The sequence below is a fragment of the Mucilaginibacter aquaedulcis genome (assembly GCF_030409325.1).
GTDB lineage: Bacteria > Bacteroidota > Bacteroidia > Sphingobacteriales > Sphingobacteriaceae > Mucilaginibacter > Mucilaginibacter aquaedulcis.
On record NZ_JAUFPR010000001.1, the window covers coordinates 102,750 to 117,254 of the forward strand.

Consider the following 14,505-nt stretch of genomic DNA (forward strand, 5'->3'; position numbering starts at 1 on the left):
CTTTTAAAAATGTATGCGAATTTAACATTTATTAGCCTATTAGGCAAATAGCATCAGTCAACACTGTGCCATCATTTACCTGTATTTACCTTAAGCACCCGCATTACGTTACCGCCTAATATTTTATCAATATCGCTCTCGCTGTAATGCAAATCAAGCAAAGCTTTGGTTATTTTGGGATAATCGGCAACGCTGTTCATCTGTAAAGGGTATGATTCAGAACCGTCAAAATCAGAACCTATGCCTACGTGGTCAACTCCAATCAGTTTAGCGATGTAGTCTATATGATGAATGAGCATACTGAGAGGCGGGCGCAGTTCATTAGCTTCTTTCTGATGCAGTGAACTTGCCTTAATAAAACCCAGATCGGCATCATTGTACGCCTTACCAAGCGAATCTATCTCGGCCTTATGTTTTATATAAAAATCGTTAGCCTTAGCGGCATAGGTGCTGTCAACAAAACCGCTGTAAAAATTAACGCATACTACTCCGCCATTTTTAGCAAGAGCCTTCAACTGATCATCTTTTAGGTTACGCCTGTGTGGATTGAGTGCGTATGCACAGCTATGCGAGGCAATAACCGGCTTGGTGGTTGTAGCTATCACATCATAAAAAGTGCGTTCGCCAACGTGCGATACATCAACCATTACACCCAGCTCATTTAAGTGCTTAACAATCTGTTTACCATAATCAGTTAAACCCAAATGCGGTAAACTGTCTTTTTTAGTTACCTCGTCACGGGCCGAAGTTGCCCAGGAAGTACTGTTGTTCCAGGTTAGGGTGAGGTAGCGCATACCACGCCGCGCCAGACTATCTATATAATCCATTCTATCCTCAATCATATGGCCCCCCTCAACACCTATCAATGCGGCCAGCTTCTTTTGTTTCACAATATTTTGCAGTTCAGCGCTGTTGCGGGCAAGTGCAATTTTATCAGGGTTACGTTTAATAAGAGCATATAAAGAATCTATCTCACGGTTTGCCATGGCGAAAGCAGTTCCCTTGCCGTATTTTTCGCCGCACCATATGGAAAATATCTGCGCATCAAGTCCGCCATCCTTTGCCCTAACCAAGTCAAAGTTACCCTCGGTTTGAAGTTTAGCCAGATCAAATTTGGTGATGAGTTGGTTAGATAACACATCGTTATGCGTATCAATCAGTATGGCTCTTTGATGGATCTGTTGAGCGTTTTGAGCTGAAAGTTTGAGGGAAAGAAAAAGCAAAGGCAGCAATAGTTTTTTCATAGGTTCAAGATATATATTTGAAGCATTCATTTTGTCTAAAGCAGGATTTTTGTGATTAACTGATTACCTGGACTGTTTACTTAATATAATCCCACTCACTATTCACAACCCCTACGTCTGTATCACCCCAACATTAAAAGCTTTTTCAATTGGCGCGTGGTTGGCAGCTTCAATACCCATGGAGATCACCTTACGGGTTTCCAGCGGATCAATTATGCCATCAACCCACAGCCTTGCGGCAGCATAATAAGGTGTTGTTTGGGCGTTGTACCTGTCGGTTATTTCTTTCAACAGTTCTTGCTCTTTTACTTCGTCCACATCTTCGCCACGAGCTTTTAGTCCCGCTGCCTGTATTTGAAGTAGGGTTTTGGCGGCTTGTCCGCCGCCCATCACTGCTATTTTAGCCGAGGGCCAGGCATAAATGAGTCGTGGGTCGTAAGCTTTACCGCACATGGCATAGTTGCCGGCACCGTAAGAATTACCTATTACTATTGTAAACTTGGGCACAACCGAGTTGGCTACCGCATTCACCATTTTGGCCCCATCTTTAATAATACCGCCTTGTTCGCTCCGGCTGCCTACCATAAAACCTGTAACGTCCTGCAAAAACACCAGCGGAATTTTTTTCTGGTTACAATTCATGATAAAGCGGGTGGCCTTATCTGCCGAATCGGAATAGATTACGCCTCCAAACTGCATCTCCCCTTTTTTTGATTTGATCACCTTGCGCTGGTTGGCTACTATACCCACGGCCCAACCATCAATACGGCCCAATCCGCAAATGATAGACTTTCCGTAACCTTCCTTATATTCTTCAAAAGCCGAATCATCCAGCAGGCGCAGAATGATCTCCATCATATCATAAGCTTTTTCGCGGTTATCGGGTAGTATACCGTAAATTTCCTTCTCGTTTAATTTAGGGACGGATGCTTTGATCCGATCAAATCCGGCTTTGTTGTAGTCGCCAACCATGCTCATGATGTTGCGAATAGAATCCAAACAGGCCTTATCATTGGGTTGTTTATAATCTGTAACGCCCGAAATTTCGCAATGCGTAGTAGCACCACCCAGGGTTTCGTTATCCACATCCTCACCAATCGCAGATTTTACAAGGTACGATCCTGCCAGGAATACCGAACCCGTACCCTCCACAATCATAGCCTCATCGCTCATGATAGGCAAATACGCCCCGCCTGCCACACAAGAACCCATGATAGCTGAGATCTGTATAATACCCATGCTGCTCATGATAGCGTTATTGCGGAATATACGCCCAAAATGTTCCTTATCCGGAAATATCTCATCCTGCAGCGGCAGGTAAACCCCAGCCGAATCAACAAGGTAAATAATGGGTAACCGGTTTTCCATAGCTATTTCCTGCGCCCGCAGATTCTTTTTGGCGGTGATCGGAAACCAGGCCCCCGCTTTTACTGTGGCATCATTAGCTACTATTACACATTGCCTGCCCGCTACATAACCAATGCCGCATATTACACCACCAGATGGGCAGCCGCCATGCTCTGCGTACATGCCATCGGCCGTAAAAGCGCCCATTTCAAGCCAGGGCTTATCATCATCAATTAAATAAGCCACCCTTTCGCGGGCCAGCATTTTCCCTTTTTCTTTTTGTTTTGCAGCAGCCTTTTCACCGCCGCCCTCGTGTATCTTTTTGAGCCTGTTGTTAAGCTCGTAAACAAGCTGTTTGTTTATATCCTCGTTAATATTGAAGCCGATATCCATAATTGGTTTAATAGGAAATTGTAATTTAGGAATTTACAGGTGGCAAAGCTAATGAATTGTTATTTTGATAAGCAAGCCACTGTTTGTTCACTTTTTAAAAGTCGGGTGCTAACCCGTATAAAATTGCGTAAAAACACGCTATCAAATTAGTATAATTCAGTATAACTTTATCATAAATTAAAACATCCCTGATTTATGATACAGCAAACAAAACACTATGGCTGGCTACCCGATCTGCCAGACCATCGCGACTTGAGATACGCCGCAGTACGCCATGACGCTTTGGCTAAACCAGTACCTCCACTTGTTGATTTACGGGCGCAATGCCCCCCGGTTTATGATCAGGGATCATTAGGCTCATGCACGGCCAACGCCATAGCCGGTGCTTTTCAGTTTGAGCTGATGAAACAAAACTTGCCGGTTTTTAATCCATCGCGCCTGTTTATCTATTATAACGAGCGGGTTTTGGAAGGACATGTTAAAGAAGACAGCGGCGCCCAGATACGTGACGGCATAAAATCTGTAGCTACCCAGGGTGTTTGCGATGAAACATTATGGCCTTACAACATTGCTAAATTTGCACAAAAACCTACCAAAGCATTATATACCAAGGCACTTAAAAGCCAGGCACTGCAATATACCCGTTTAAATAACACGGCCATTAATGAGCTTAAAACATGCCTGGCAAGCGGCAATCCATTTGTTTTTGGCTTTACAGTATACCAAAGCTTTGAAGGTGATAAAGTGGCCCAAACCGGTATATTACCTATGCCATCATCAAGCGAAAGTGTAATGGGTGGTCATGCTGTAATGGCAGCCGGGTATGATGATTCAAAGAAAGCCTTTATTATCCGTAATAGCTGGGGTGATGCCTGGGGACAAAAGGGCTATTTTTATATGCCTTATGATTATATAACCAGTACCGACCTTGCCGACGACTTCTGGACAATAAGCCAGGTGGAAGGTTAAATTAAAATATAATAACTAAACGCTTCAAATGAAATCATCAGTGATCAAGGCCCTGCAACATTTGAGTAAAAAACCAGAAGACTTGTTTGTAAAAGTTCTGGAACATGGCAGCATGTCTGTTGAATTATACAAGCCAGTTGAGGTTGATCTGCAAACGCCGCACCTTCAAGATGAACTCTATGTAATTATAAGCGGATACGGTGAATTTTTAAATGATGGCGTGCGTACTCCTTTTCAGCAGGGAAATGTACTGTTTGTAAAGGCCGGCGTTGAGCACCGCTTTGAAAATTTCACTCCTGATTTTGCTACCTGGGTTATCTTTTACGGACCCGATGGTGGAGAATAAAATATACATAACCAAACCTTGCCTCAAACAAAAAGCCCCCGGATCAAATGATCTGAGGGCTTTTAATTTAAATATCCTTATTTATTTGTTAGATACGGGTATTTCCAAATCTTTCAAAACATCTGCAAAAACTTGGTACGAGTGTATCCGTGCCTGTTGATCATAAATGTGTGAGGTTACCATCACTTCATCAACCTGCGTTTTCTCCAAAAATGCCTGTATATCTGTTTTTATCTTTTCACGATCGCCAACAAACAAGTATTTTAGCATCTGGCTTACAGCCTCATGCTCATAAATATTCCATACATTATCCATTTTTTCCAACGGAGGTTGCAACAGCTTTCTGCGGCCGGTAACTATACCCAGAAAAAGCTGCTGAACAGAAGTAGCCAGCTTTTCAGCTTCGTCAACCGTATCGGCGGCTACCACATTAATGCACGACAAAACGTATGGCTCATTCAGGTATTCAGATGGCTGAAAATTTTCGCGGTAAATGTTGATGGCCTCATTAAAATACGCTGGGGCAAAATGGCTGGCGAAGGCATAAGGCAAACCCATTGCGGCAGCCACATGCGCACTATCCGTACTTGAACCTAATATCCAAATAGGCACGTTCAACCCCTCACCGGGGATCGCCCTTACCTTACTATCCCAATTATCATCAGAAAAAAGAGCTTGAAGCTTTTTTATATCTTTTGGAAAATTATGCGGCACATTAAAGTTGGCACCTCTTATTGCCATAGCAGTAACCTGGTCAGTACCCGGTGCACGGCCTAAACCAAGGTCGATGCGATTGGGATATAATGAAGCCAAAGTGCCAAACTGCTCGGCAACGATAAGCGGCGAATGATTGGGCATCATAATGCCTCCCGAGCCCACACGTATGGTAGAAGTTCCACCTGCAATATGCCCGATAAGCACAGCCGTTGCGGAACTGGCCACATTAACCATATTATGATGTTCTGCAAACCAATAACGGGTATAACCTAATTTTTCTGCTGCTTTTGCAAGTTCCAAACTATCAGCAAAGCTATCGGCTGGTGTATGGCCTTCTTTTATACTTGCGAGGTCTAAAACTGAGTATAATATCTTTTTATATTGCTTAGTATCCATTACTTATAATTTGAACGGAGCACAGTTTTTCAGGACTGTAAACCCCACATTATCCAAATTTAAAAATTATGTAACGGAACAAGCGAATTACACCATTTATATTACTTTCTATAAACCAAATCGGAACTTTCCGATATGTTAATCTAGACTTTGACTAATTTCCCGGGATCAAAAAAATGGTTTAAAGGGCCCTGCCCTTCCCCTGTTTTCACATCCTTTCCATACTCAATAGCCTGATGTACATAAGTCTTGGCCCTTTCAATTGAAGTAAGCATATCATCACCCAATGCTAAAAAAGAGGCTATTGCCGACGATAATGTACAACCCGTTCCGTGGGTATTTGGTGAGTTTATAGATTTCGACGAAAAAGTATGCTCTGTGCCTTTGTTATCCAGATACACATCATACAAATCAGTTCCTTGTAAATGCCCACCCTTAATGAGCACCGCCTTACAACCCTGTTTTATAATATAGGCGGCGGCCTTTTTCATGTCGTTAACGGTTTCAACAGGCGTACCTGTTATTAACGACGCTTCACTTAAGTTCGGGGTAAGCAATCTTATTATCGGAAAAAGATGCTGTTTTAAACGATCAAGCGCATCGGTGTTTATGAGTTGGTGCCCGCTTGATGATACCATAACAGGATCAAATAGGATTGGCACATGCTGATAGTCTTTTAAAAAATCGGCAATAGCAGCAGCAAGCTCCGCACTGTAAATCATGCCTAATTTAATGGCCATGGGCTTAATATCGTCCATCACAGCTTTGATCTGGCCTATCACAATTTCAACCGGTATGGGATAAATGGCGCTTACCCCTAAAGTATTCTGCACAGTAACAGCAGTTATAGCGGTAGCTCCATAACAACCTAATGCGCTGAACGTTTTCAGATCAGCCTGTATACCTGCCCCCCCGCCGCTGTCTGACCCGGCTATGCTGAGTACTACCGAATATTTATATTTAATCATGATTTGATTTTAAAAGATGCCATTTTTTAAACTATACATTTCGCCTTTATAACCGGGTTTTAAGAAATGAATGGCCATTTTACTCCGCTGACCAGTTTGGCAGCAAAAAACCAGTTTCTTATTTACGGGGAGATTACCGGCTTGCTCTGCTAGTTCATAAAGCGGAATATTAACCCCTCCTATATTATAATCTTCGTATTCATAGCCTTCTCTAACATCTACCAGATAAATTGAATCCGGATCACTGTTCATCCATTGATTTACCAACTCCATACTCACCTCATTGATTACGCTGGAATCTTTTTCCAATTCAACATTTTCAGCCTGTCTATTTGCCTGCTTCATCACACTAAAAACTACAACACTATTATCTAAAGCATTTAGCGTAAGCAATTTACCGGAAATCAACTCGCCTATACCACAGATCAATTTGATAGTCTCATTAGCCATGTAAGTGCCTATAATACCTGGTAATACACCGATCACCCCTATTTCATCACAATTAGGCACCTCATCATTGGCCGGAGGTTCGGGAAAAACATCACGATAGTTCGGGCCGTTATCGTGGTTAAACACCGCCACATGTCCCTCAAACCTAAATATGGAACCAAATACCAGCGGCTTACCTAAATTTACACAGGTATCATTAACCAAATAACGGGTGGTAAAATTATCGGAGCCATCAACAATCACATCGTACTCCGCTATAAGCCTTTCTGCGTTTTCAGCAGTCAATTTTTCCTGATAAGAATGCAGGCTGATATATGGGTTCAGGGCCTCCAGTTTTTGCTTGGCTGCTGCAGCCTTGGGTTTGCCTATGTCGGCGGTGTTGTACAATATTTGCCGGTGCAAGTTGCTGACATCAATAACATCATGATCAACAATACCAATTTTGCCTACCCCGGCAGCCGCCAGGTATTGTAATACCGGGCAGCCTAAGCCTCCGGCTCCTACCATGAGTACGCAGGCATTTTTTAACAAATCCTGACCGGCTAATCCTACCTCTGGTAATATGATCTGGCGGTCATAGCGTTGTAATTCTTCGCGTTTTAACATTTTTACAAATTATTTAGCCAGACAGTTGTCCCAGTCTTTCCAAACCGGCTCGTAGCCCTGCGCCCTGATCACTTTGGCAATTTCCTGCGGGCTCCGCTCGTCCGAAATTTCAAACTGTTCCAATGATTGCGGCTCAACAGCATAACCTCCCGGATTGGTTTTTGAACCCGCGCTGATGGCAGTTACCCCAAGCTTGATGATGTTGTTTCTAAAACTTGGTGATTCACGGGTTGATATGGAAAGCTCCACCTCTTCGTTAAACAAACGGTAGGCACAAATAAGCTGCACTAATTCCCGGTCGTTCATCTCTACCTTGGGTTCTAAACCGCCGCTGAAAGGACGCAAGCGCGGGAACGACAGGCTGTATTTACTTTGCCAGTATCGTTTTTCAAGATAGTTTAGATGCAGGGCGGTAAAAAAGCAGTCGGTACGCCAGTCTTCCAAACCAATCAGCACACCGAGGCCCATTTTGTGGATACCTGCTTGCCCCAGTCTGTCGGGAGTTTCCAGGCGGTATTGAAAGTTTGATTTTTTCCCTTTAGGGTGATGTTTTTTATAATCATCCTCATGGTAGGTTTCCTGGTAAACCAGCACCGTATTTAATCCGTATGGGGTTAGCTGCTCATAATCTTCCAGATCAAGCGGCTGAACCTCCATGGAGATATGCGCAAAATGCGGACGGATGAGATCAAGTGTTTTCTTAAAATAATCTACATGAACAGTTTGATTAGCTTCACCAGTAACCAATAACACATGATCGTATCCCATATCCTTGATAACGGCTACCTCCTGCATAATTTCCATGGGAGACAGTGTTTTGCGCCGCACCTTATTATCATAGCTAAAGCCGCAATAGGTACAAATGTTATTGCACTCGTTTGATAGGTAAAGCGGTACATACATTTGTATTACCTTACCAAAGCGTTTCAAGGTGAGTTGCTGGCTGATATTCGCCATCTGTTCAAGGTAAGATGCGGCCGCGGGCGATACTAAGGCTTTAAAATCCTCTAAAGTACGTTTGGGCGAAGCCAATGCCCGTTCCACATCACCTGCGTTTTTGGCGTAGATGCTGGCTTTGGTATCGTCCCAGTTATAGGTTTCAAAAATATCGTTAAAGCTATTCATCTAAAAAAGAAGTTAGTGGACTACTGGCTACAGCATGAGCAACGGGCGTTGCCAGTTTTGCCTCAAAAGCCATACGCCCGGCCTCTACTGCCATTTTAAAGGCTTTAGCCATTTTAACCGGGTTACTGGAAACTGCTATGGCGGTATTCACCAGTACTGCGTCGGCGCCAATTTCAAGGGCCCGGGCAGCATCAGATGGTGAGCCTATTCCTGCGTCGACAATAACAGGCACATTGCTTTGGCTAATGATGATCTCTAAAAAATCAATGGTCTTTAGTCCCTTGTTACTCCCAATGGGCGATCCTAAGGGCATTACAGCAGCTGTGCCGGCATCTTCAAGTCGTTTGCACAAAACCGGGTCGGCATGAATATAGGGAAGCACCACGAAGCCCATTTTAGCTAATTCCTCTGTGGCCTTCAGGGTTTCTATCGGGTCGGGCATCAGGTATTTAGGATCGGGATGAATTTCCAGCTTTACCCAATTGGTTTCTAAAGCCTCACGTGCCAGCTGGGCCGCGAATACGGCCTCTTTGGCATTCCGTACGCCAGAAGTATTGGGCAGCAAATTAATATGCGGGTATTTCAGGCGGATCAGGATATCATCCTGCTCGTTGTTTTTTACGTCGACACGCTTCAGGGCCACAGTAACCAGCTCCGATCCCGAAGCCAGTAAGGCATCCTCCATCAAAATTGATGAACTGAACTTACCCGTACCTGTAAACAAGCGTGAATTAAAAGTTTTTCCTGCTATGGTTAACATTTTTGTTTGTTTTAAGCTCCACCCAACCCTCTTTAAAGGAGAGGAATTTAAAAAGCTCCCTAACCGGGAGAGATTTAAAGGAGCTGATTTTAATTTTAGTCTTCAATTAGTTGAGCAGCATTCAAATGACTATACAGTTGCGCTACCGTTTCAGCAGGTTGGGCAGCGTAAGTAATAGCTCCCGATACTGCTACGCCATATAATCCAGCTTGCATGAGAACTGATACATCATCTGGTAAAATACTACCGATGGCGATGACAGGTATTGTGATCCCGGCTTTCTTAACCTGTTTCATGATCCCTTCGTAACCAGCTATCCCTAATATCGGGCTGAGCTTTTGTTTGGTTTTAGTAAACCGAAACGGGCCCAATCCAATATAATCTGCTCCTTCGGCAACCCTTTGTTGTATGTGCTCAAAAGTATTCGCGGTACCACCGATGATCATTTGCGGACCCACTATTTGCCGGGCCTGCGCAATAGACATATCCTGCAAGCCCAAATGCAGGCCATAAGCCCCTGCTTTAAGAGCTATTTCAGGGTGATCGTTCACAATAAGTTTCGCTTCACACCTTGCGCATAATTCATTGATTATAATAGCATCATCTAAAATCAACTCATGCGGTTGATCTTTTACGCGAAGCTGTATCCATTTGCAACCTGCATCAAGCGCAGCTTTAATTGCCGCCAGATGAGTACCATTTTCGGGTCGTTGCGATATATAATGAAGTTTATCTATCATCATGATTTTCAGTAATTAATTGTAATTGCTGTAGTAAGTATTTAAAGTTGGTTACAGCCATATCCGGCTTATTCCATATGGTTCCGAGTACAGCTGCGCCATCAAAGTTCATGGCTTCTACCTTATTCAGATTTGACAATTCCATCCCTCCTAAAGCAATTATATTCAGGCTATTATATTGTTTATCTAAATAAAATTTTTCAGAAAATTTAGCCTTATAGGCTGGTTTGGAGATGCTATTAAACACAGGCCCGAGAAAGGTATAATTAAACAGAGTTAGGGTTTGCAGTACGTCAAGATCATGCGCTGAAGTGCTTAAAATATACCCTTTCTGATTTTGCAGATGCAGTTTTGCCTCGTGCGTGCTTAGCCTTTGCTGCTCCGGATAATGCAAACGCTGTATCCCAAAATAAGGTGCTACGGCATGATGCTGGTGCAAGGCAATACAATGGTGATAATGCTCGTCTATCTCCTTTAAAAGCGCTGCTATCTGTTGCGCGTTATAACCAGGCTTGCGCAAATGAAAGCGGCTTAACCCTGCCTCAAACAGCTGGTTAATGATACCCGCTTCATTTGGTATAGCTTCAGGATTTGATATGACTATTAGCTGCATATGTTTTGTTATTAAACTAATCCTCATATACCATTACGAGAACCGAAGCAATTGCCTCACCGAACCCTCTCCAAAGGAGAGGGCTTTAAAAACTTCTTAAAGTCCCCCTTTTTGGAGGAGATTTAGAGTGGGCTTTGCTACGCTCGCAATGAATATGTAATATTCCCATTCAAAAGATACTCCCTATAGGTATATCTCGCTTCCTTTCTCAGTAAACTCCTTTGATTTTTGCTCCATGCCTTTCAGCAGGGCATCCTCTTCGCCTACGCCGTTCTCTTTGGCATATTCACGTACATCCTGCGTAATTTTCATGGAGCAGAAGTTAGGGCCGCACATAGAGCAAAAATGGGCTATTTTGGCGCCATCGGCAGGCAAGGTTTCGTCATGAAATTCGCGGGCCGTATCAGGATCAAGCGAGAGGTTAAACTGATCTTCCCACCTGAACTCAAACCTGGCCTTGCTCAGCGCGTTGTCACGATACTGCGCGCCGGGATGCCCTTTGGCCAGATCGGCAGCATGAGCAGCAATCTTATAGGTAATCACGCCATCCTTCACATCTTTTTTATTTGGTAAACCAAGGTGTTCTTTAGGCGTAACGTAGCACAACATAGCCGTGCCAAACCAGCCGATCATGGCAGCCCCAATTGCCGAAGTGATATGATCATATCCCGGAGCAATATCTGTAGTAAGCGGGCCTAATGTATAAAACGGAGCCTCGCCGCAATGGGCCAGCTGCTTATCCATATTCTCCTTGATCATGTGCATAGGTATGTGGCCAGGGCCTTCAATAATGGTTTGCACATCGTGCTTCCAGGCTATTTTGGTAAGCTCGCCCAGGGTTTCCAGTTCTCCAAACTGAGCGGCATCGTTGGCATCGGCAATACAGCCGGGCCTTAGGCCATCGCCCAAAGAGAACGACACATCATAAGCTTTCATGATCTCACAGATCTCTTCAAAATGCGTGTACAGGAAGTTTTCTTTATGATGAGCGAGGCACCATTTAGCCATAATAGAGCCTCCGCGAGATACTATCCCTGTAATACGTTTGGCCGTTAATGGCACGTAACGCAGCAAGACGCCAGCATGTATAGTGAAGTAATCTACACCTTGTTCGGCCTGTTCAATTAAAGTATCTCTGAACAACTCCCAGGTCAGATCCTCGGCCTTGCCGTTCACTTTTTCAAGCGCCTGGTAGATGGGTACGGTACCTATGGGTACGGGCGAATTACGAATGATCCACTCGCGGGTTTCATGGATATTTTTTCCGGTAGATAGGTCCATAATAGTATCGGCACCCCATCGGCATGCCCAAACGGCTTTTTCAACCTCTTCCTCAATACTGGAGGTTACGGCTGAGTTGCCGATGTTTGCATTGATCTTCACCAAAAAATTCCTACCGATAATCATCGGCTCCGCCTCCGGGTGATTGATGTTTGCCGGTATCACCGCCCTGCCGGCCGCTACCTCCTGCCTTACAAACTCAGGGGTGATGTAACCTTTAGGCGTATTGGCTCCAAAACTATACCCCTGATGCTGGTGGCTCATTACATCGTACTGACCGTTCAGTTGTTCTTTCAAAAGATCGATACGCTGATTTTCGCGAATGGCGATATATTCCATCTCAGGAGTGATGATACCTTTTTTGGCATAATGCATCTGCGATACATTGGCGCCTTTTTTAGCACGTAACGGACTGGATACGTAGGCAAAACGCAGGTTATCTAAACTAACATCACTCAAACGCTGCTGGCCATATTGCGATGAAATATGATCTAACCGTTCCACATCACCACGATCCAATATCCATTGTTCGCGCAAACGCGGCAAACCTTTCTTTACATCGATATTGGCTTCCGGATCGGTATACGGGCCGCTGGTATCATAAATGGTTACGGGTGGGTTTGGCTCGGTTTCTCCAAAGCGGCCGTGCAGTTTGGTATCGCTTAAGCTTACTTCGCGCATAGCAACTTTAATGTTGTGAAGCTGCCCTTTCACGTAAACCTTTCTTGATGCCGGGAATGGCTCGGTAGTGAGTACCTGCTGTGTTGGAATTTTTTCTGTTTTCATATAGATGAGGTGAGTTTTTATCCGCCCTGGGTCGCGGTAATGAGCATGATCTGATCGCCGTGATTCAGCAACACTGTTTGCCAGAGGGTTTTGGAAACAATGGTTTGGTTAATGGCTACGGCCAAACCCTTAGCCGGTTTGCCAAGCACATCATATAGCAAAGTTTGCACTGTGCACCCCTCGGTAATTGTATAAAGCTGCTGATTTACGGTGACTTCCATTCTTGTTGTTAAATAAAATAACTATAGGAATGGCCCCGTTTAAGGAAGGAAAAAACAACACGCAGGGTTGCTTTCACTTTTCCCTTCGGCGGTACTAACCGCATCAGGTTCAAAGGGTATTATCTCAGTCCATTGAAGGACACCCCTAAAGTTGCGGTAAACGTAGCAAAAGTTTTTTTAAACTAACAAGCCTTTTTGATTTTTATTAATTTATCAGTCTCACATTCATCATAATCAAGGCTTTACCATACGAATCCCACACTGGCTTACGATAAAGATTGACACCTTTTTTAAAAAATTGCAAACGTTTGCGTGATATTTTTTGCGCTTATTTAACCTTTAGTTCATACAAAAGGCCTACTTTCATTATGCACATTTTAAAAATACCTATCCATGAAACACCAGGTCACCCAAAGCAATTGGGGCGAGCTTAACGGAGAGCATATATTTCTTTATGAGTTAATTAATGATAACGGGTTAAAGGTTCATATCACCAACTTTGGCGCAGCCATTCAATCTGTATTTGTACCTGACAGTAAGGGCCAGCTAACCGATGTTGTGCTTGGCTATGATGATTTACAGGGCTACATAAATGATGACTTTTACATAGGCACCGTAGTTGGCCGCTTTGCCAACAGGATAGCGGGGGGCAAGGTACTTATCAATGGCGAAACACATCAGCTTACCGTTAAAGATGGAGGCTTTCATCATCATGGAGGTAAAGTAGGTTTCAACAAAAAGATATGGCAATCCAGGTCATTTGTTCACGAACACGGACTTGGTGTAATATTAGAATATTTGAGTGCCGACGGCGAAGAAGGCTTTCCGGGCAACCTGTTAACCAAAGTAACCTATACACTCAATAACCAAAATCAGTTATTGGTTAATTTTGAGGCCACAACTGATAAGGCAACCCTCATCAATTTAACCCAGCATGCGTATTTTAACCTTGCGGGCCATAACAATGGTTCTATACTTGATCATAAACTGCTGCTACCTCTAAAAAATTACCTGCCAGTAAATAATATGCAGGTGCCCACAGGCATAATAACACCGGTGGCAGGCACTCCCTTTGATTTTACAAAATTCAGGCCTGTTGGCGAGCGCATTGAAGCCAACAACCCGCAACTGGAACTGAGCCGGGGGTATGACCATTCGTGGGTGATCAAAAAACGCCACTCAAGTCAGTTAAAATTGGCTGCAAGATTATTTGAACCAACAAGCAAGCGGGTATTAAACGTTTTTACATCTGAGCCTGCCATACACATTTATACCGGAAACTTTCTGGACGATACCATCCGCGGAAAGGCGGGCAGCAGTTACCCTTTTCGCAGTGGGATTTGCCTCGAAACACAACATTATCCCGATGCGCCTAATCAGCCGCATTTTCCAAGCACGCTGTTAAAACCCGGCAATACTTTTAAAAGCAGTACTGTTTTTGAGTTTGGTGTTAGTATGTAACATCACCATATCATCAAACGTTTGCGCTGTAATAACGGTAGGCAAAACAGCTGTTTTTACAAATAGGTTCAATACCTTCATA

General features: G+C 43.8%; 14 protein-coding genes and 1 riboswitch. Of the genes, 3 read left to right on the forward strand and 11 right to left on the reverse strand.

Features of this window, described 5'->3' with window-relative positions; all coding sequences use genetic code 11:
* Positions 1-71 precede the first annotated feature (71 nt).
* Together QWZ01_RS00430 and QWZ01_RS00435 are read right to left on the reverse strand one after the other, a co-directional pair.
* Positions 72-1,244 (reverse strand): dipeptidase, encoded by a 1,173-nt coding sequence (locus QWZ01_RS00430; RefSeq protein ID WP_290321232.1) that lies wholly within the window; start codon positions 1,242-1,244, stop codon positions 72-74.
* 111 nt (positions 1,245-1,355) lie between these two features.
* On the reverse strand, positions 1,356-2,984 hold the full coding sequence (locus QWZ01_RS00435; RefSeq protein WP_290321233.1) for an acyl-CoA carboxylase subunit beta: 1,629 nt from the start codon (positions 2,982-2,984) through the stop codon (positions 1,356-1,358).
* 195 nt (positions 2,985-3,179) lie between these two features.
* Here QWZ01_RS00435 and QWZ01_RS00440 point away from each other — a divergent pair, with 195 nt between their 5' ends.
* A complete protein-coding gene (locus QWZ01_RS00440; RefSeq protein WP_290321234.1) occupies positions 3,180-3,953 on the forward strand; it encodes a C1 family peptidase in 774 nt (257 codons plus the stop codon).
* Between the two features lie 28 nt (positions 3,954-3,981).
* The gene (locus QWZ01_RS00445) at positions 3,982-4,299 is read left to right on the forward strand and encodes a cupin domain-containing protein (protein WP_290321235.1); all 318 of its coding nucleotides are present in this window, start codon (positions 3,982-3,984) and stop codon (positions 4,297-4,299) included.
* 81 nt (positions 4,300-4,380) lie between these two features.
* Here QWZ01_RS00445 and QWZ01_RS00450 read toward each other — a convergent pair whose 3' ends face one another.
* The 9 genes from QWZ01_RS00450 to thiS all read right to left on the reverse strand — a co-directional run bounded on the left by QWZ01_RS00450 (position 4,381) and on the right by thiS (position 12,962).
* Positions 4,381-5,412 carry an LLM class flavin-dependent oxidoreductase gene (locus QWZ01_RS00450; RefSeq protein ID WP_290321236.1) on the reverse strand — a complete coding sequence of 344 codons (1,032 nt, stop codon included), beginning with the start codon at positions 5,410-5,412 and terminating at the stop codon, positions 4,381-4,383.
* Positions 5,413-5,555: 143 nt separating this feature from the next.
* Positions 5,556-6,380: a bifunctional hydroxymethylpyrimidine kinase/phosphomethylpyrimidine kinase gene (gene thiD, locus QWZ01_RS00455; RefSeq protein ID WP_290321237.1), complete on the reverse strand. Its 825-nt coding sequence runs from the start codon at positions 6,378-6,380 to the stop codon at positions 5,556-5,558.
* A gap of 9 nt (positions 6,381-6,389) precedes the next feature.
* Positions 6,390-7,436, reverse strand: coding sequence for a HesA/MoeB/ThiF family protein (gene moeB / locus QWZ01_RS00460; protein WP_290321238.1), 1,047 nt, complete (start codon positions 7,434-7,436; stop codon positions 6,390-6,392).
* Between the two features lie 9 nt (positions 7,437-7,445).
* The gene (gene thiH, locus QWZ01_RS00465; RefSeq protein ID WP_290321239.1) at positions 7,446-8,561 is read right to left on the reverse strand and encodes a 2-iminoacetate synthase ThiH; all 1,116 of its coding nucleotides are present in this window, start codon (positions 8,559-8,561) and stop codon (positions 7,446-7,448) included.
* Complete coding sequence (locus tag QWZ01_RS00470) at positions 8,554-9,321, reverse strand: thiazole synthase (protein ID WP_290321240.1); 768 nt, start codon at positions 9,319-9,321, stop codon at positions 8,554-8,556. Before QWZ01_RS00470 ends, thiH begins: the two co-directional genes overlap by 8 nt.
* A 95-nt stretch (positions 9,322-9,416) precedes the next feature.
* Positions 9,417-10,064: a thiamine phosphate synthase gene (locus QWZ01_RS00475; protein ID WP_290321241.1), complete on the reverse strand. Its 648-nt coding sequence runs from the start codon at positions 10,062-10,064 to the stop codon at positions 9,417-9,419.
* Positions 10,051-10,674, reverse strand: coding sequence for a thiamine phosphate synthase (locus QWZ01_RS00480; RefSeq protein ID WP_290321242.1), 624 nt, complete (start codon positions 10,672-10,674; stop codon positions 10,051-10,053). Before QWZ01_RS00480 ends, QWZ01_RS00475 begins: the two co-directional genes overlap by 14 nt.
* 183 nt (positions 10,675-10,857) lie before the next feature.
* Positions 10,858-12,741 (reverse strand): phosphomethylpyrimidine synthase ThiC, encoded by a 1,884-nt coding sequence (gene thiC / locus QWZ01_RS00485; protein WP_290321243.1) that lies wholly within the window; start codon positions 12,739-12,741, stop codon positions 10,858-10,860.
* A gap of 17 nt (positions 12,742-12,758) precedes the next feature.
* Entirely contained in the window at positions 12,759-12,962 is a 204-nt protein-coding gene (thiS, locus tag QWZ01_RS00490) for a sulfur carrier protein ThiS (protein WP_290321244.1), read from the reverse strand.
* 63 nt (positions 12,963-13,025) lie between these two features.
* Positions 13,026-13,119, reverse strand: a riboswitch (TPP riboswitch).
* A 236-nt stretch (positions 13,120-13,355) separates the two neighbouring features.
* Between thiS and QWZ01_RS00495 the strand changes: the two genes are divergently transcribed.
* Positions 13,356-14,423, forward strand: coding sequence for an aldose epimerase family protein (locus QWZ01_RS00495; protein WP_290321245.1), 1,068 nt, complete (start codon positions 13,356-13,358; stop codon positions 14,421-14,423).
* Positions 14,424-14,505: the final 82 nt, after the last annotated feature.